Source organism: Paenibacillus baimaensis (assembly GCF_025567575.1).
On record NZ_JAOQIO010000084.1, the window covers coordinates 175397 to 193914 of the forward strand.

General features: G+C 47.4%; 14 protein-coding genes. 5 read left to right on the forward strand and 9 right to left on the reverse strand.

Annotated elements, in window-relative coordinates:
• The first annotated feature begins 147 nt into the window (after positions 1 to 147).
• Positions 148 to 288 (forward strand): hypothetical protein, encoded by a 141-nt coding sequence (locus tag OB236_RS19990; protein ID WP_262685584.1) that lies wholly within the window; start codon positions 148 to 150, stop codon positions 286 to 288.
• 173 nt (positions 289 to 461) lie between these two features.
• Here the strand turns inward: OB236_RS19990 and OB236_RS19995 are convergent, their stop codons facing one another.
• The 9 genes from OB236_RS19995 to OB236_RS20035 form a co-directional block, all read right to left on the reverse strand.
• The gene (locus OB236_RS19995; RefSeq protein WP_262685585.1) at positions 462 to 1445 is read right to left on the reverse strand and encodes a Gfo/Idh/MocA family protein; all 984 of its coding nucleotides are present in this window, start codon (positions 1443 to 1445) and stop codon (positions 462 to 464) included.
• Positions 1446 to 1456: 11 nt separating this feature from the next.
• The gene (locus OB236_RS20000; RefSeq protein ID WP_262685586.1) at positions 1457 to 4111 is read right to left on the reverse strand and encodes a hypothetical protein; all 2655 of its coding nucleotides are present in this window, start codon (positions 4109 to 4111) and stop codon (positions 1457 to 1459) included.
• A gap of 24 nt (positions 4112 to 4135) precedes the next feature.
• Positions 4136 to 5212, reverse strand: coding sequence for a lactonase family protein (locus OB236_RS20005; RefSeq protein WP_262685587.1), 1077 nt, complete (start codon positions 5210 to 5212; stop codon positions 4136 to 4138).
• A gap of 18 nt (positions 5213 to 5230) precedes the next feature.
• Positions 5231 to 6049 (reverse strand): SDR family NAD(P)-dependent oxidoreductase, encoded by an 819-nt coding sequence (locus tag OB236_RS20010; RefSeq protein WP_262685588.1) that lies wholly within the window; start codon positions 6047 to 6049, stop codon positions 5231 to 5233.
• A gap of 35 nt (positions 6050 to 6084) precedes the next feature.
• Positions 6085 to 7617 (reverse strand): extracellular solute-binding protein, encoded by a 1533-nt coding sequence (locus tag OB236_RS20015; RefSeq protein ID WP_262685589.1) that lies wholly within the window; start codon positions 7615 to 7617, stop codon positions 6085 to 6087.
• 128 nt (positions 7618 to 7745) lie between these two features.
• On the reverse strand, positions 7746 to 8627 hold the full coding sequence (locus OB236_RS20020; RefSeq protein WP_262685590.1) for a carbohydrate ABC transporter permease: 882 nt from the start codon (positions 8625 to 8627) through the stop codon (positions 7746 to 7748).
• Positions 8628 to 9635 (reverse strand): ABC transporter permease, encoded by a 1008-nt coding sequence (locus tag OB236_RS20025; protein WP_408638496.1) that lies wholly within the window; start codon positions 9633 to 9635, stop codon positions 8628 to 8630.
• Between the two features lie 213 nt (positions 9636 to 9848).
• Positions 9849 to 12173, reverse strand: coding sequence for an AraC family transcriptional regulator (locus OB236_RS20030; protein ID WP_262685591.1), 2325 nt, complete (start codon positions 12171 to 12173; stop codon positions 9849 to 9851).
• Positions 12174 to 12670: 497 nt separating this feature from the next.
• Entirely contained in the window at positions 12671 to 13861 is a 1191-nt protein-coding gene (locus OB236_RS20035; protein ID WP_262685592.1) for a helix-turn-helix domain-containing protein, read from the reverse strand.
• Between the two features lie 184 nt (positions 13862 to 14045).
• Between OB236_RS20035 and OB236_RS20040 the strand changes: the two genes are divergently transcribed.
• Genes OB236_RS20040 through OB236_RS20055 form a run of 4 tightly spaced genes read left to right on the forward strand, consistent with a single transcriptional unit; the run spans position 14046 to position 18518 of the window.
• Entirely contained in the window at positions 14046 to 14909 is an 864-nt protein-coding gene (locus OB236_RS20040) for a sulfurtransferase (protein WP_262685593.1), read from the forward strand.
• Positions 14910 to 14915: 6 nt separating this feature from the next.
• A complete protein-coding gene (locus tag OB236_RS20045) occupies positions 14916 to 16229 on the forward strand; it encodes an NtaA/DmoA family FMN-dependent monooxygenase (protein ID WP_262685594.1) in 1314 nt (437 codons plus the stop codon).
• Positions 16230 to 16231: 2 nt separating this feature from the next.
• Positions 16232 to 17593 (forward strand): LLM class flavin-dependent oxidoreductase, encoded by a 1362-nt coding sequence (locus OB236_RS20050; RefSeq protein WP_262685595.1) that lies wholly within the window; start codon positions 16232 to 16234, stop codon positions 17591 to 17593.
• Between the two features lie 28 nt (positions 17594 to 17621).
• Entirely contained in the window at positions 17622 to 18518 is an 897-nt protein-coding gene (locus OB236_RS20055) for a transporter substrate-binding domain-containing protein (RefSeq protein ID WP_262685596.1), read from the forward strand.

An 18518-nucleotide genomic window follows, 5' to 3' on the forward strand; every position in this document is an offset into this window, starting at 1 on the left:
ACGTCAATAAGCGAGTTCTGGCGATGGATATTGATTGTGAGAGCTGTATATGATGAGCGGGCGCAGCAAGCATTCTACATTGGGATAAAACGCTATTGAGAGGACATATTAAATAGGAAAGTATCTACCAGAACAGGAGGAATTTAGATGAATGAATTTAAGGGAAACAACAGCGAAGGACCCTCCAAACCGGGTAAACCTGAATCCGACCGGGCTAGAAGTCCATTGGACCCGCGCTCCCCGGGCTTCGATAAGAAATTAGATGGCCCGGTTAGACCGAGTGAATGATCGCAAGCGCTGAAGAAGCACGCAATTTCCAATAGCAAGGCAGCAATCAGACGCAGCTTCGGGGAGAATATCCCCGAGGTTTTTTGTTAGTCAAAAAGCCACCCTGGTAGGTGGCTGACAATGAAATTGTGATGCTGTGATATCCCATACGCAGGAAAAAATTTCCTTTGTGCTTAGGTTTTTTCTTGAATCAAAGAATGGATGAGCTCAAGCAACTCTATTGTGTGAATCGTATCCTCTATGTGAGGCATAGGAGCGTCACCGTTCAAAATGCTCGTTATGAAATGAAACATCTGCTGCTCAAAGCCATAATAAGAATAATTGGACATATTGCTGTGATTCGGGTTCCATAGGAGCGTATCGCCCCCATCAGCCAGTTTTTCCAGTTGAAACCCGTCCCTTTTTGGAGCGGGTCGATTGTACTCAACACTGCGAATATTGTCCACGATCACATTGCTGCCAATCCCGGTAATTTCGACTCTTTCCATCGGATATTCGATCTTTTGCAGGGAACCTGACTGAATAACGCCAATGGCTCCGGAATCGGCAATGAATGAAATGTTAAATCCTACCATATGATCATTTACCTTAATTTTATCCACATGAACAGATTGGAACTCCCCAAGCAGGTATCTGGCCAGATCGATATGATGGCTGACATGATTGAAAAGGAAGAGCTCATCCGATGCGCTCTCTGAGCCTTGAAATTTGGACAAAAACATCGTGACCGGACCAAATTCTTCCCGTTGGATAATTTCTTTGGCCATCATATAGGCGGTTGTGAATCTTTTATTAAACCGGGTCATCACATATTTCTGCGTTCGGATTTGTAATTCCAGTAGTTCTTGTGCCTGCACCCTAGTAAAACACGGAGGTCTTTCCATAAAAACATGGACTTGGGCCAGTAAACAATCCTTGGCTATGCTGTAATGGGAATGCACATCCGTCGGAAAACAAATCATGGCATCCAACTGCTCATTGTGCAGCATTTCTTTGTAGTCCCGGTAAACCTTCGGAACGTGATACCTGTTTGTAAATCTGTTTAATTCCGCTTCATCCGTGTGGCTTACGGCGGCAAGTCTGAAAGGTAGCTGCTTCATGCAGTCATACACAAAGTGATACATTAAATTGCCGCAGCCGATAATGCCTACATTCAATAATCTGTCCCTCATAAAGAGACCAAATAGTAAGGCTGATTGGAAAGCTCGGCATTTAATCCCGGGTGCATGCGCACATCGCCCTCACGATCATGAATTTCAAAGAAATAAATCAAGTCATAAGGCGAGTCTGTGTAGGCGGCAGGAACGTTAGCTGAGAATAAGCCATCAGCTTGCCGAGCCATCTCGACGATAACATAATGTTCTCCCTGATTGGCGTGACGATAATGCAAATTGATCATATACACAGTTGATGCATGGGACGCGGCAAGCTGTAATTTCAAGGCTTCGCCTTTCCGAAGCTTATCTGGAGATTGATGATTGACAGTGATCCGTTCCGCCTCGTTTTTTGTATGCAAGAATAGGGAGGCGGCTTTCATTTTATCTGAATCCTCTGTATTTACTGCCAACCCGCGAACCACGGAAGCTTTCGATTCCATAAGAGTGAGATCGTCTTCCATAGCCTGCAAGCGATCAGACCAGTGCCCTCTGACATGAGGTGTAAACCCAAAGGTAATATCGGAATTATAAATATCCTTCGAAATAGAGACCAGATGCTTCCAAGTAAGTGTAGCGGATCGGGTCAATTCCAATGCCTGTTCCAACTGTGTACTATCGTGTGTTCGCTCGTAGAGCGCATAGGCCAGAGATGCACGGAATTTATTGGCAAAGAAACGGCCGAGATCGATCAGCATCGCCACATCGATCGCAAAGCGGCGAAAGGAAGGTGCTTCCGGCTCCTGTGATTCACGGATAGCCTGGGACAAGTGCTTTTCAGCAGTGTCGGTGAGCTGCTCCAGACGCCCGGCTGTTTCTAGAGGTGAATATTTCCCTTTACGGAAGCCTTGGATAATGTCATCGGCAAATTCGTCTACCCGATAAAACAGCGCCGTATCGAGCGGGCTAGCCGTACCGAAGGTTCCCGGCTTTGGAGTGTCAAAATCGTAGTAGCTGCTGGCCTCGCTTGCCACTATCGGCAGGTTGGTATACATTTCCGGCCAATAAATAACATTCGCGGCAGATGGAAGATGCGCTGCGGTAACAAGCGGCAAAATTCGGCTGGCATGCGCAAGGGCTTGCTCATAGGAAGAGGCTGCTTCGCCAAACTCACTGTTCAGGTAACGCTGCCAGGAGGTGGGGTTCGCGTCCGGGTTATACAATAAACGTCCCCATAACCGGTATGTGTACTTGTATTTAAGCCAATCGCGACCCTGCAGCTGCAGCTCCGGATCCAGATAAGGCTCGCGTCCACCCTCACGGCCTGATCCTTTGCGGCCCTTGAACGTTAATGGCTCGCATAATTCAATGCCCTGGCTGCCGCTAAAGCTGGAATAGCGGCCATATCCGGCAGCGATAGCCGGATCACCCCACAGCAGAAGCTTTTGCGTACCGGGCCAGAGCCTGAACAGGATGCCGACCTGACGATCCTCCTGCAAGTAATCCGCATATCCGTACCTCGTAAATCTGCGTGATTGCTGTGTAATGGATGACATACTCATTGTGTGGTTGAGCGGCTGGAAAAATTCGGCGTCGCGGATTGCGGCTTGATGATAGGAAGGTCCCATATGCTCAGCCCAATATTTGGGGGATAAGTAAACCGGCTGCTCTGTACTTAAAGCAACCTTCAGCAGCTCATCATTGACACCCTTGGCATGCATATCGATTTCTATCCGACGTCCGGCATCCTTCGTGCCTTCCATAACCACACGCCAAAATTCGTAAGCGGGCTCTGGAATACCTCCCTCATAGTGGACGCGGAACGTAAGTCCATCGATAGCCGGGAAATCCTTCAGCAGAACGCGAATCGCTTCGCGGCAGTACTCGGCATGATTGTCTGGAGTAATTCCTTCAATGGTATAGTTCTGATTGGGGCTATCTGTGAATATATAGGAATGATTCCACAAGCCGAGCTGAAAATGCAAGCCTCTGCGCTTGGCTTCATCTCCGATATAGCGGAGCATATCCCAATTGCGCTGTCTTTCCTCGTCCGGTAGCTCCTTAACCTTGATATCATAGCCGGGAACGTCAAACAGGAAGGGATAGCTGAAGCACAAATAATTGTCATGAACATCGGGGTCATGTCCATAATCGTAGCCCATACCCAGCGCAAGACTGAATCTGTTGAATCGCTGGGTAATGAGTTCGGTCAAATATTCGTCCCAAAATGATTTGTCATAGAACCATGGCTTATCCTCCGGCTCACAAGAGAATAGCCGGGTGATACTCCTGATCGCATTTGCTGGTTTGTCGGCAAAGGACTCTATGGAAAGCAGTTCCTCAATGACATGGGAACTGTGCTGAATACGGTCTGTCAGCTCAAGTATGGCATAGATTAAACCGCGAGCGTCCATAGCAGATACAACAAGCACGCCACCTGACACTGCAATAGCAAACGATTCTGCTTCAGCAGGCAAGCTCAGATTGGCAGCCTTCAACGCTGAATGTACAAGTGACGAGTCGGAGCCGGAAATAACGATCTTCACGGCAGCCTCAGGAGCGTCATCGGAAGTATTGGCGAGAACGGTACTCACGTGACGGTTTTCCAAAGCTGCTGTCAAGTGATTAACTGCCCAGATGATCGAGGCATGTGAGGTGAAAGGGTCCTGATGATCGTGTATAACGGCGATTTTTGTTACAGGATCATGGTTTGAAATGTCGTTTGACAAAGCTGTTCTCTCCTTTGGTACTCATTATTGGGGCAGTGAGATCATTTTGATGCAAACCGGCATCGGCACTTTGATGTTATGACCTGTAGGCTGCAGCAGCCCGGTTTGACGGTCTACAGTAAATGCCACAACATTGTCCGTATCCTGGTGGGCGACGAATACATAACTGCCTGTCGGGTCGATGACAAAGCTCCTCGGAGCTTTTCCTTGCGTCGGCTCATGGCCAACAAGCGTAAGCTCGCCCGTATCGGGTTGGATTGCATAAATGACAATACTGTTATGTCCACGATTCGAACCGTATACAAACGTACCGTCAGCATTTACATGCACATCCGCACAGTTGCTGCGGTCTGTAAAGTCGGATGGTAGCGTGGAGAGGGTTTCCTTCAGCCTGAGAATGCCTTCGTCCGCATCATAATCGTAGCTCATCAACGTATTGCTCAGCTCATTGATGACATAGCCCCAACGTTCGTTGGGATGAAAGGCGAAATGACGAGGACCTGAGCCGGCTTCGATCGGAATCGATGGAACGATACCGGGTTTTAATTCCCCGTGATCGGCGTCCAGACGGTAAACCCGTAATTGATCGGCTCCATACTCGGCGGCAACCGCAAAGCGGCTGCCAGGGTCGAGCGTTATGGAATGGACACGTGGACCGAGTTGGCGTGTTGGATGAATACTAGAGCCTGTATGCTGGACGAAATCGGTCATTACGCCCAACTTACCGTTTGCTTCAATAGGTAGGACGCATACGCTGCCATCGCCAAAATTGCCAGCTAGCACGAATTTTCCTGTCTGATCCACAATCAGATGGACAGGCTTGGAGCCGCCGGAGGGCTGCTGATTGAGAAAGGTCAGCTGCCCCGTACTCGGGTCTATGGCAAAGGCGCTAATCAGGCCCTCGCCTTCAATTGTATTTGCCGCATAGAGATACCGTTGCGACGGATCAATAGCCAAGTAAGTCGGATTAATGCCACCGGCTGTCGTACTGATATGCTCCAGTTCACCGGTATCCGGATTCATTCGATACACGTAGATACCTTCGCTTGTGCTATCGGTTTGCGTCCCGATGTATGCATAGATAGTTGAATGTGAGCTCATAATCGTTGTCCCCGTTTATTATGACTTGAGAATGCCTAATCCTTCTTCGAGAGATTCGGATACACTATCCGCCAGTTGAGCGGTCAGACCACCATCTACCACAAGGGCATGACCGGTAACGAATGAAGCATCGTCAGAGGCAAGGAAAAGTGCTGCCAATCCGGCTTCACGCATCGTTCCAGGTCTACCAAGAGGGTAAACGGCTTTTTGTCGGCGAACCTCTTCTGGATATTTTTCCAGAAAATCGATTTTACCCTCCGTCACAATTCTGCCAGGGCAGATGGAATTTACCCGAATGCCATACTTTCCGTAATCCAGAGCCATCTGCCGGGTCAGATTAATAATTGCGGCCTTGGCGGCATCATAAGAAGAATGCCGTCTTCCGCCGAGAAGCCCATGTACGGACGCTGTATTGATTATCGAGCCTCCACCTGCCTGAATCATGCCTGGCAGTGCATATTTACTGCCCAGAAATACGGCTTTGACCGAAGAAGCGAAGACCTGATCCCAGTCTTCCTCCTCCTGCTCGTGAACAGAAGCCGTGTGCCCTTTATATGCATTGTTCATCAGGATATCCAGTCGGCCATAGGTTGTATAAGCATGCTCGATCAGCTGCTTTAAATCCTCGCTTTTAAATACGTTTGCCTTAAAGTAACTGGCCGAACCTCCATTAGCAATGATACCGTCAGCGATCTGCTGACCCAGACCTTCGCGGCCCCCATCGTCATTAACGATGACATGAGCACCTTCCTCGGCAAACACCTCGGCACTTGCTCTTCCGATACCGGATGATGATCCTGTAATAATAGCGATTTTGTCCTTTAATCTTGTTCCCATGTTTAATTTCCTCCTACAAGTTTGTTGAATTTGAGTTAGTTTTTAATCTTTTCTTTATACAGCTCGTTTAATTCTTTCAAGTGCTTTTGATAAGTCGGATCATCCTTGAAGCCTTTTACAAACTTATCCCAATCATCCATGGTGTTTTTACCGATAATCACATTGGTTTCCATATCATTAATCTTTTTGTTCCAGTCTGCGCTTTTTTCCAAAGCCGTCGGAGTAACAAGACCGAGTCCGGGATTAGGGATGGAGACCGTTGCAATTTTATCGACCAGCTTGTGATTATATTCTTTGGTTTCCGGTGTCATGCCTGGTAAATCTGCTTTGACATATTTATCAAAATAGCTGGAAACCCATTGCGCAGATGTATCAAATGCATAACCTTTTTTCTTGCCTTCCTCTGTCTGGGTAATATCACCGGCTGCGTTTTCATTGTAGTCCGTTCCTTTAATACCGTAGGCGACCAGATTGTAAGCTTCCCGGGTTGCCGTGTAATCGTAGATTTCAAGAATTTTCTTTAATTTGTCCTCGTTCACTTTTTTATTGATCATAAAGATACCAAATGAACCCGGTGCGGCTTCCATATAAACCTTTCCATCCGGTGCGGCTGGGAACAGGTAAGGAACGATCACAGCTTTTGGGTTCACCTTCTTCAGGTCGTCCATATATAGGTGACCGTCATAGGTATTAGTGAAGCCCATGCCCGCTTTGTCCTGGGTCATAAAGTCGCGAATTTGGCTGACCTGCAGAAGTGGCAGATCCGGAACCATAACGCCATTCTTGTTGACCTTGTTCCAGAATGCCAGCGCGTCCTTCATTTTGGGATTAAAGAAGCTTGGCTGCAACTGCCCACTATCATCCACATAATGCTGCAGGCCATTGCCAAACATCGATATGAAATAAGAAGATATGGTAGGTGTCCCATGGCCGACAAAGCCATACGTATCATTTTTTCCATTACCGTCGGGATCATTTTTGGTGAACGCTTCCATCACATTATAAAACTCATCCATCGTCGTTGGAGCTTTAAGGCCCAGCTTGTCTAACCAATCCTGGCGAATCAGCAACGACTGATGTCCGTCAATAGGCCGAACGCGCGGAATTCCCATCGTTTTCCCTTTGAAGGCAACATTCTTATATATTTGCGGTGGATAAGCAGCCAAATTTGGATAGTTTTTAATGTACGGGGTTAAATCCCAAAATGCACCTTGATTAGTCGCGTTGGCGAAGGTTTGCGTGTTGATATCCCATACCAGGGTCACATCAGGAAGGTCCCCGGCAGCTAACATGACATTTAATTTATCTGTATAATTATTTGCGGGAACGTAAGTCACATTGATTTTGACATTGAATTTGGCGTTTAATTGTTTAAGGCTTTCCAGTTCATTGCTGGGTGCAGAATTGTAGGTCGTTGTCACTATATTAATTTCTATCGGTGCTTTCGAGCCTTTATCGGCTGCCGGGGCATCCGAAGTACTCGAAGTTGTTGTTGTGGAACTACAGCCTGCCAGCAAAACAACGGCTGCCATTGCGCCTATATTCGTATTTCTCAGCCAATTATTCATCTACATGGACCTCCTTCAAATGTTGAAGCATTTTTCTTATGTGATGCTTGGATGTACGACCGGATTACTCCGGCAGCTTATAACCTTGATCCCCTCGATATGCCTCACTCCTTTCCATGCAGTGTGTGTCAGCCTTTAACGGAACCGACCATCATCCCTTTAACAAAGTATCTTTGCAGAAACGGATAGACGATAATAATAGGCAGAGAAGCGACGACCACAGCGGACATCTTGATCGTTTCCGGCGGCAGCATCTGTTCGCTCTGCAGCATTTGCGCTACCGCAGGATCTCCTACCTGGGTTGATGCCTGAATAAGCAGCATTTGCAGCACAACCTGCATCGGGCGAAGCGTGTCCTTATTGATATAAAGCACAGCGTTAAAATACGTATTCCAGTAGGCAACAGCAAAAAACAGTCCAAAGGCTGCTATTGCCGACAAAGAAACAGGCAGGATAATCCGAAAAAACACTCCGATGTCCGTACAGCCGTCCATTTTGGCTGATTCCTCCAGCTCCTCGGGAATTTCCTGATAAAAGCTTTTCATCAAAATGACATACCAGGCGCTGGTCAATACAGGAAGTATAAGCGCCCATACGGTATTAATGAGTCCAAGCTCCTTGACGAGCAAATAGTTCGGAATCATTCCCGGATTGAACAGCATCGTGAACAGAATACCCATCATGAGGATTTTCTTCAGTCTGAATTTTTTGCGGGATAAGGCATAAGCGAGTCCGCTGGTTAGGATCAGACTACAAGCGGTTCCGATCACAGCGAGAAAAAAACTGATGCTGAGTGAATTCAAAAATGTTCGGGTCGATAAAATAAACTTGTAGGAAGCCAAACTCCAATGCTCAGGAATAATGACGAGTGCCCGGGTTTGAAACTCGATTGGATCGGTGAAGGATACAAGAATGACATACAGAAAAGGCAAAAAAGTTGATAATGAGATGATGGCAAGAATGATGTAGTTAAAGGTGTCAAACACCCGTGAGCCAAGCTGCTGTTTCATTTAGTAGACACCCTCTTCTCCAAACTTTTTGGCCAACCGATTAGCGGATACGACGAGAATCAGACCAACAACGGATTTGAATATCCCGACTGCTGTGGCGAAGCTGAATCGTCCGTTTTGAATGCCGACCCGGTAGGCATAGGTATCGAACACATCGGCAACTTCCGTCACGGTGGAGCTGGACATTAGGTAAATATGCTCAAAACCGATATCCAACACCTGACCCAGTCGAAGAATCAGTAAAATAATGATTGTTCCTTTGATCCCGGGGATTGTCACAGACAACGTTTGTCTCCAGCGGTTCGCACCATCCATGCGTGCTGCTTCATAGAGCTCAGGATTAATGCCTGCCAGAGCAGCGAGGAAAATAATTGTCCCCCAGCCTGTTTCCTTCCATATGGTCTGTGCCGTCAGCATCGCCCAGAAAGTATCGGCGTTGGTCAGAAAATTAATCGGCTGCCCGCCGGATTCTGCGATCAGCTTATTAACGATTCCGCTTCCACTCAGCGTCAGGAAGCAAATACCGACGATGACTACCCAGGAAAGAAAATGCGGCAGGTAAATGGCAGTTTGAACCCATTTTTTGAATGACAAATTTTTCAGCTCGTTCAGCAGCAGTGAAATAATGATTGGCATCGGGAAGAAGAAGGCAATATTAAGAAAACTGATGGCAATCGTGTTGCGGAACAGCAACCAAAAATCAGGGTTCGCAAAAAAGTTCTGGAAATGTTTAAGTCCAACCCATTCGCTTTTGAGCAGTCCCAGGTAAGGGGAGTATTCGGTAAAAGCCAACGTCAATCCCCACAAGGGGACATATTTGAAAATAATGAAAAACAACAAACCCGGCATTGCAAGTAGATACAAATATTTTTCCTGTTGAAACGTCCTTTTCCAGCTCTTTAACCAAAGCAGAAATGAGCTATTGGACTTTGTGTTCTTCCTCGGCTCAGGCAAATCCGCTAGTTTTGGAGATAGAGCTTCTCTTTGTTGATTAGGCAATCTGCTCATCCTTTCTGTCCATGACTCAATGGGGCATCTGTGTTGATAATTGAATTGTATGCGGTTCTTGTTGAGCCAACAATAAGCCATTTGTGAATGCTCTTGATGTGCCGTATTTAAGGTGAATCACAAAATGAGTATCTGTACGTGGCAAATTAAAAACCCGTATTCAGCAAGGTGTTATCCTTTTTGGGAATACGGGTGGATCATCGTTAAATGTAGTTACTCTCCTTCATCACGAAACTGTCCAGGCGTGAGCCCGACATTTTTTTTGAATACACGGATAAAATTTTGGGTGTGGAGGTAGCCTACCTTTTCTGAAATATCGGCAACTGGAATATCTGTGTCGCGCAGCAGCTTCTTGGCTCGTTCAATTCGAACTTGTGTAACATAATCGCTGAATGAGATGTGCTGGAATTTTTTGAATAGCTTGCTGAGATGTGTTCGGCTGATTCCAAAGCTGTGCGCACATTGATCCTGAGAAATATCCAAATGATAATTTTCCTGAATGAAGGCGGTCACCTTGTCAATGATGTGCTCGTGCTTCACAAACGTTTTATTGTGTACGAACGTCACGATAGGGGTAATGAGTTTGTCCAGAAACCAATGATTTAAATCATCCATGTTTTGAAACTTGCGCAAATATTCATAGGGCTCCTCGCCTTTATACAGCGAATCCAGATCGATACCGAGCAGGTACATGGTCCGAATCGTAGTACCGAGCAGCTGTGTATATGACATTTGAATGACTTTGGTCACATGGGTTGCACTTACGACATAGTTGGAAAACTCATCAAGCATTCGCTTTGACTCTTCGAGGTCTCCTTGCTTCAAGGATTCCTCATAATGCTGCTCCAGCTCAATCGGGTATCGAAAGCTTTCGCTTACTTTCAAGAAGTCATTCTCGGGGTCGATAACCTGCTCTCCGCCTACCACAAGCCGGGAATATAAAGCACTAACCGCCTGATGGTAGACCTGGGGCAGATCGCGGATCTCGTGAGTTACAGTTCCAAGGCCAGCGGTTACCGGCAGCCGCAAATAATCCGACAATACGCTTCTGGTTTCTTCTACAAATCCCTTCACTAATACTTTCCATTCTGCAGTCATTGCGCTGTTTAATTCCAAGTCGATCTTTGTATGATTCCAAAGCAGCACGGCGATCTGATCATTCAACAGATTGATCGTAATTCCGAGAAAAACACGTTCATTGGCATGGACGAGATCCGTAATGATGTTTTTCATCGCAAAGATGACGAGATCCCGATCCTGATCGGAAAATTTACCTTTTCCAGGTGTGCTTGAATCATAGGTCACAATGAAAATGGCAAATTGGGCTTGCTGCGGGAGGCCGTAACGCTCGAACAGGTTCCCGAGCTCACTCGGTGCATAATACAGATAATTGCCCTGCAGCATCTGCATAACGAAGGATTCCTGAATAATAGGCAGCTGATGGGATAATTGGTCCTGCAGCTGTCTCGTTTCGTCCTTTAACGCCAGCCAGGTCTGTTTGACATAACCGATCTCATCCTCGTCTGCTTCGCTGCCTGCAGAATCCCGCTTCATATGAATCATCAGATTGGCAATGGGCCGGTACACCCATTGGGTACCCAGAAAAGTGAAAACGAGTGCAATCATCAGAACAATGGCGAGCACAACCGCCGTAATAACCCCAATCCCGGCAGATTTGGCATTTAACTCATCGACTGGGATCAAATCGATATATTTCCAGCCGGTATAGGTTGACGTAAGCGTTGTCACTAAATAGTCACGGTTATTCCAATTATAATTAAGCTTGTGCTCAGATACGTTTTTTTGCTGAATCCGTTCAAGCAGTTGGGAAGGAATTGCGGATACGGAGGAGGAGGTGACCGTTTTTCCTTCTTTATCGACAATTGCAATCGTTTGTCCGGGGTAAACTACCGAACGCTGGAGAGCATCCTGGAACAGCTTCTCATCAATGCGGACAAGCATCAGACCGACCGGATTCAGGGCCTGAAGCGGCAGCCTGCAAATGAAGGTTACCCCATTGGCTGCATCATTCGCCCGGATTTGAAATACCGTATTTTTCCACTGAAACTCCTTGGGGTATGTCATCACCTCATTGAGCCTGTTACGGTCGTAGATAGGGGTTATTTTAAATAAGCCGAAGGAGGAGGACAGCAGATAGTTATCCTTCACATACATTGAAATATCCAAAATGAGCTTATGATTGGATTGAAAGGTTGAGAAAAATTGTACGACCTGCATATTAAATTCGGATTCATTTTCCTTAATTCCCCTCTGCAGCGCTTCATTGCCAAAAAGAGGGTGAAACAGCAGCTGCAGCGTACTGTCCTGTATGTTTTGCAAATCCCGGTCGATGGTTGCGGAGGTATTCTCCAATAGCTGGACATGCGCACGGTTGACTTCATTTTGCAAGGTTGAAGCGGAGAATAGATAGCTGCTGATGCCTACGATTAAGGTGGGCAGAAAACCAACAGCCAAGGTTAACATGATCATACGTTGAAGCAAGGTAGTCTTTCTCCCAAAAATCCGCTTGATTTTCAAGTTGTCCCTCCTCAAGTCATACTTAAAATGATATTGCAGTCAATTCTAGCATACATACAGCATGGAAACTACAATTGTCCATTCCGCTTACACTTACTTCAAGGTTAGTTATTTATATTTTCCCGAAACGTAATTAGTTGATCAAATGCTGTACATAAGCTGGTTTTTGGTTATTGTATCAAGGAAATGCTCCTTCTGTGACAGACTCAGGGAAACGCACAAAAGGAGCATCACGAACTGCTTATGGTTAGGCAACGCAAATTCACTTTATAATACAATCGTCCGATTGGTACGCATGCTTGGAGAACACTGTCAGCATATATTTACAATTATAAGGTATAGATGACAATTTGTGAACATGGTTCAATATAAAGAACTTTGGAGTAAGTTATGATCAAGATTAGCCTGATACTTACAAGAGGCCCGCAGCATTGGATAACAAAATCCGATGCTGTGGGCCTCTCTGAGCTATCGTTCTATAAGGACTGCCAGATGTCTCAATAATGGATATCCTTTGGCCAAGCACCGTCGATTGGGGTTGCGGGAAGATTGGGGAGCTTCAGCTCCTGCGCGGCAATACGCAAATATTTAATATTATACCGGATTTCCGAACTGACCAACGGGGGTGTGGATGGGCCGAAATATTTGCTGGGGTCAAAATAGTTGAGCATCTTCAGGTCGTTACTGTACAGAGCCGCATCCCAGCGAATTTTGGATATGGAGCGGCTGACAACTTCCAAAGGAAATCCAGTTTCCAGCGCAAAAACTTTGGCTGCCTGATGGGGCTGCTCCCGTATCAGCCGATTGGCCTGCATATGGGCCTTTAAGTAAGCGACTACCAAATCCTCATGGTCGAGTACCCAACGCTCGTCAGCGACCACGTTAGCAATAAAACCAAGTCCCAGCTCCTGGTTGAAAATCGATTTGCCGATTTGCTGATGATGGGCAAGACTCAGGAAGGGCTCCCACATAATCGATGCGCTCAGTCTGCCTTGACGCAGGCTTTCCATACTTTCCTCGATAGAACGATGAATAATGTTCAAATCCGTCATATGATGCGATTCCAGCATCTTTCTCAAGCGGTACTCCGCATTGGTGCGGAATGTGGTGGCGATAGGCAGAGTGGCGAGATCGCCAATACTCTGAAGTGTCAGATCTGTCGGGACAACCATCCCAAACCCGTCACCCTTCGCGGATTTTCCTCCGGCGGCAAGCAGAATCGGGCGGTAATCGGGCAGCATTGTGCTGATCATATGGCTGACTGACAGAGCATAATCTCCAAAGGTAGCAAAGTGAATATTGCCTGCTATCATCCCTTTTATCAATTCCATTCCGTCCTTGGCCTTGTGCCATTTGATTTCGATCCGGTCCTTGGGACGGATACGCCTCAGCTCTTGTTCGAGAAATCCGAATTCCTTAATAATTAACGGACCCCACATATGCGTGGAAACGGTCGTATATCCAATGGTTATCGTCTGATTGGCGGTAAGTACAGGGGAAGATTGTCGTACTTGGCCAAATTGCCTATACCAGCGCATAACCTCATTTTTATCAAAATATATTTCTTTTCCTATCTTAACGCTGGGCAGCTGCTTCGTTTTTCGCCAACGGTCAATCGTTGAACGGCTAACATCCAATTGATCCATGACCTCACTGATGTGGATTAAATTAAATTGTTCTTTAATCATGCGATGTGCCCCCCCTTGGAATGTAAATTATTGGTCATTTTGGTCAATAATCATCAGTAATCCTTTATATTTGTCATTATGTTGACTAAAAAAATTGCACATGCTAACTTATATTAATCCTAGTATATCGATATGAATAGGTATATTACAATCATTTTTTTGTGAAAGAAGGGGGAGGGTCTGCTTGTCGAATACAGTTAGCGCGGAATGGCTCCATGAACGCTTGAATCATACAGAGATCGTGATCGCAGATTGCCGGTTTCTTCTTGGCAAATCTGCTGCAGGTAAAGAGGCATACGAGGCTGGCCATCTGCCGGGTGCCGTTTATTTTGATCTTGAACAGGACTTATCGGATGCGATTGGCGTCCACGGAGGCAGGCATCCTTTGCCGGATACGAATCAGTTGTCAGCGAAGCTTGGAGATGCGGGAATCGATGAGTCCAAGATCGTCGTCGTTTACGATGATCAAGGTGGTGCTATGGCATCACGATTATGGTGGATTTTGAAGTATTACGGACATCCACAGGTTTATCTGCTGGATGGTGGCTTATCCCGGTGGAAAAGCCAAGGTTTTGAGCTTACAAAAGAAGTTTCATCCGTTAAAGGCAGTACGTTTGTCCCGCAGCTTCAGGAAGGGTTGCTGCTGGACGCCCAAGAGGTGAAGCAAAGATTGGATCGCTCGGACACCCAGCTCATCGATTCCCGTGAAGAAAAACGATATCTGGGTTTGGAAGAGCCCATTGACAGAATAGCTGGACATATACCTGGGGCAGTAAACCATTTTTGGAAAAATGCCTTTACTGCTGAAGGCGAGTTGAAAGAGTCCGGGGAATTGAAAGCAATCTTTCATGAGCTGGATGCATCCAAGGAAATCATCGTTTATTGCGGATCAGGTGTTACTGCCTGCCCTAATGTTCTGGCCTTAACAGAAGCTGGGTTTACCAACGTCAAATTGTATGGCGGAAGCTGGAGCGATTGGGTATCTTACCCGGATAATCCGATTGAAACAGGGACTGGAAAAGCTGAGCGGCGTGGAAAGGAGCAGTGAACGAACATGAGTAGAAGAAAGGGGCAGCTGCATCTTACTTTGTCAGTACAGGGCACCGGTTATCACCCTGGGAGTTGGCGTCATCCTGACGTCAGTAATGTGAAGCTGCATGAACCAGCTTATTACTACAGTCTGGCGCAAACGGCCGAGCGTGGGAGATTCGATATGCTGCTTCTGGACCAGACTTCCATCGGTGAACGTCTCCGTGCAGCAGGCAGGGAACCCGGGCTGCCGTTCGAGCCATTCACCTTGCTGGGAGCGTTGGCATCCGTCACGAAACACATTGGTTTGGGAGCTTCTGTATCCACCTCCGTTATAGAGCCGTTCGCGGTTGCCAGGCAATTGGCCGCGCTGGATCATCTCAGTGACGGAAGGACGGCATGGCTGGCGAGCGCGGTGGATCTATATGAACCGAAACGCCGTCTCGGCGGTCCACCTGAGCTCTCCCTAGCACAGAGAAATGAGCGCAAGAAGGAATTTATCGAAGTCGCAGCGCGTTTATGGGACAGCTGGGAGGATGATGCAGTCATCATTGACAGACGAGAAGGGCGCTATATTGACTCTGACAAGGTGCATTTGATCCATCATACAGGACAGCACTTTAAAGTGCGCGGTCCCTTAAGCATACCACGGCCTCCACAGGGACATCCGGTTCGCATCGGTATAAGCTCTGCTTGGGATAACCGGAATGGAAACGATCTGGATACACCAGAGCTTGTGATAAGCTCCCGACCATTAATAGAGGCGGCTGCTGACTTTTATCAAAAGCTTCAGAAACGAAGGGCTGTGAATGGATACTCTGCTGCTGGAGTGAAGGTGCTGACGACCTTGTCCCCGATAATAGGAGCAACCGAAGCGGAAGCCAGGCATAAAGCAGCCGAGCTGCAGGAACTCGTTGATCCAAAGACGGGAATTGCCATCCTATCCGATCTGTTGAATCTGGACTTGACGGGTTATTCACTGGACGGACCCCTTCCTGATATTCCCGGTTTGTTGGAGGCGGTCAAAGCTTCAGGAATCGAAGCGGCAACACTTCGTGAGCTTAGTTCTCAGATTGTGAAGCTTACCGGAACTAAAATATTTGTTGGGACACCCGAGCAGCTTGCCGACTGGATGGAAGACTGGTACCAAGCTTACGGTAGTGATGGGTTCCACCTTCAGCTTCCGCTGCTGCCAGGGGGATTGGATGAATTTGTTGCACAAGTAATTCCCGTGCTGCAGCGAAGAGGACTTTTCCGAACGGAATATACGGGAACTACGCTGCGGGACCATCTGGGACTGGAAGCTCCAGTCGGCGTGCGAATAAGCAAGGAGGGATAACGATGGGTAATACCAAAAAACAGCTGCATCTCGGTGTTTTTCTATTGAACACTGGGCAGCATGTAGGCGGATGGCGTCATCCGGAAACGCACGCTGATCGGCTGCTCGATTTGTCTTTCTATCAAGACTTTGCGAGGCTGTCGGAGAGAGGGTTGTTCGATACGATTCTGGCGCTGGAGCAAATCGCCATTGGCGAACAGAATGGGAAGGTAGCTGAGGAACGCTCCATCCCGACGCCGGATACGCTGACCCTGCTATCCGTCATGGCCGCAGTAACGGAGAAGATCGGCCTGACGGCTACGTTATCCACGACGTACAACGATCCCTATCATGTTGCGGCCAGATTTGCAACACTTGATCATTTGAGCGGTGGAAGGGCTGGCTGGAATATGGTCACCTCCCAGGACCCGCGTGTCGCCTCCCAATTTAGCAAGGACGCGCATATGGACCATGCGTTAAGGTACCAACGCGCGAACGAATTCGTAGATGTGGCGATGAAGCTGTGGGACAGCTGGGAAGAGGATGCACTGATCAGTAAGCAAAGCTCGGGCCAATACCTCGACCCTGCCAAAGTACATGATATCAATCATACAGGAACTTATTTCTCGATCAACGGAACCTCCTATATTCCGCGCCCGATTCAGGGGCATCCGGTGCTCTTTCAGGCAGGTTCATCCGGCAGCGGCCTGCAGTTTGCGGCCCAGAAGGCTGAGGTCGTCTTCACCGCTCAGGATAACCTGCGGGACGCCTTGGATTACTATGCCAATCTGAAGGGGATGCTGAAGTCCCATGGACGCAGACCGGAGCAGCTTCATATACTGCCGGGGCTTGCACCGATTCTGGGTTCTACGGAGCATGAGGCTAAAGTACGCGAAACGTACTTTAATGAGCTGGTTTTGCCGGATATTGCCGTGAAAACCTTGTCTGGCACCATCGAGGTCGACTTATCCTCGTACCCTCTGGATGGTCCGTTCCCATACTGGGAAATCAACGCGGAGGCGAACAATAACAAGAAAAGCCGTCTGCAGCTATTGAAGGATTTGGGACAACGTGAACAGTGGACGGTCAGGCAGATGAGCAAGCACGTGGTATCCGCCGGAGGGCATCATACGTTCGCAGGCACACCGGAGCGGCTGGCTGATCTGATGGAGCATTGGCTGGATCAGGGGGCTTGCGATGGATTTAACATTATGCCCTCTCACTATCTGCGAGGATTAGAGGAGTTTGTCGATCACGTCATTCCGATATTGCAAAAACGTGGTCGCTACCGCACTGAATATACGGGTAATACGCTGCGTGATCATCTGGGATTGACACCACCAGTTAATCGCTGGTCTGCGCTTAGTACGCCATCATCCAAATAACATACCATTTATCAGGAGGAACAACTTCATGAAAAAAACTCGTTTTCATTTACTATTTGCAGTCGTATTGCTTACCGTTCTGGCAGGCTGCGGAAAAACGGCCCCTGCAGCGGATGGCGGCTCGACCCCGGCTTCAGCTACCCCTGCAGCGGCTTCAACTGCCAAAGCGGCACCTAAAGTGATTAAATCCGCACTAAATACAGTTCCCGTACCTTTATTCAGCTTTCTTGATGAGAAAAACCAACCGGCAGGATTTATGATCGACTACCTGAAGGAGCTGGAAAAGAAGCTTCCGGAATATAAATTTGAGTACGAATCCGTGGATAACGAAGGGCAACTGATCGGTACCGACACTGGCAAGTACGCATTTGCAGCCAACTTCTGGTTCAAAAACCCGGAGCGGGAGAAAAAATATTTGTATCCGCAGCAAGAGTTCGGCTATTCCATTACAGGTTTGGCTGTTAAGCCGGACCGCAACGATATCAAGACCCTGGATGATCTGGTAGGCAAGAAATTGGTTCCAATGACCCCGGTTTCCGGCTTCCGCTACATCCTGAAGGATTATAATCTCAAGCATCCTGGCAAGGAAATCAAAATTGAAGATGTAGAGAAGACGACCCCTGCTGACGATCTGAAGCTTGTTGAATCGGGCAAATACGATGCTCATCTGCTCAACATCAATCATTTTGAAGATGCCGTTAAGAAATTAAATCTGAACCTGAAGATCGGCGGCGTCATCTCGAAGGAATCGGTATATTTGCTCTTCAACAAGAATCAGACAGAGCTTGCCCAAAAGATGGACGCGGCGACTGTTGAGTTAATTAAAGACGGCACGCTGCCAAAGCTTTCGGAAAAATGGTTCAAGGTGGATGTATTTAAAAGCCTGGAGTATGTGCAGCAGGGCTATAAATTCCGGAAGGATTAA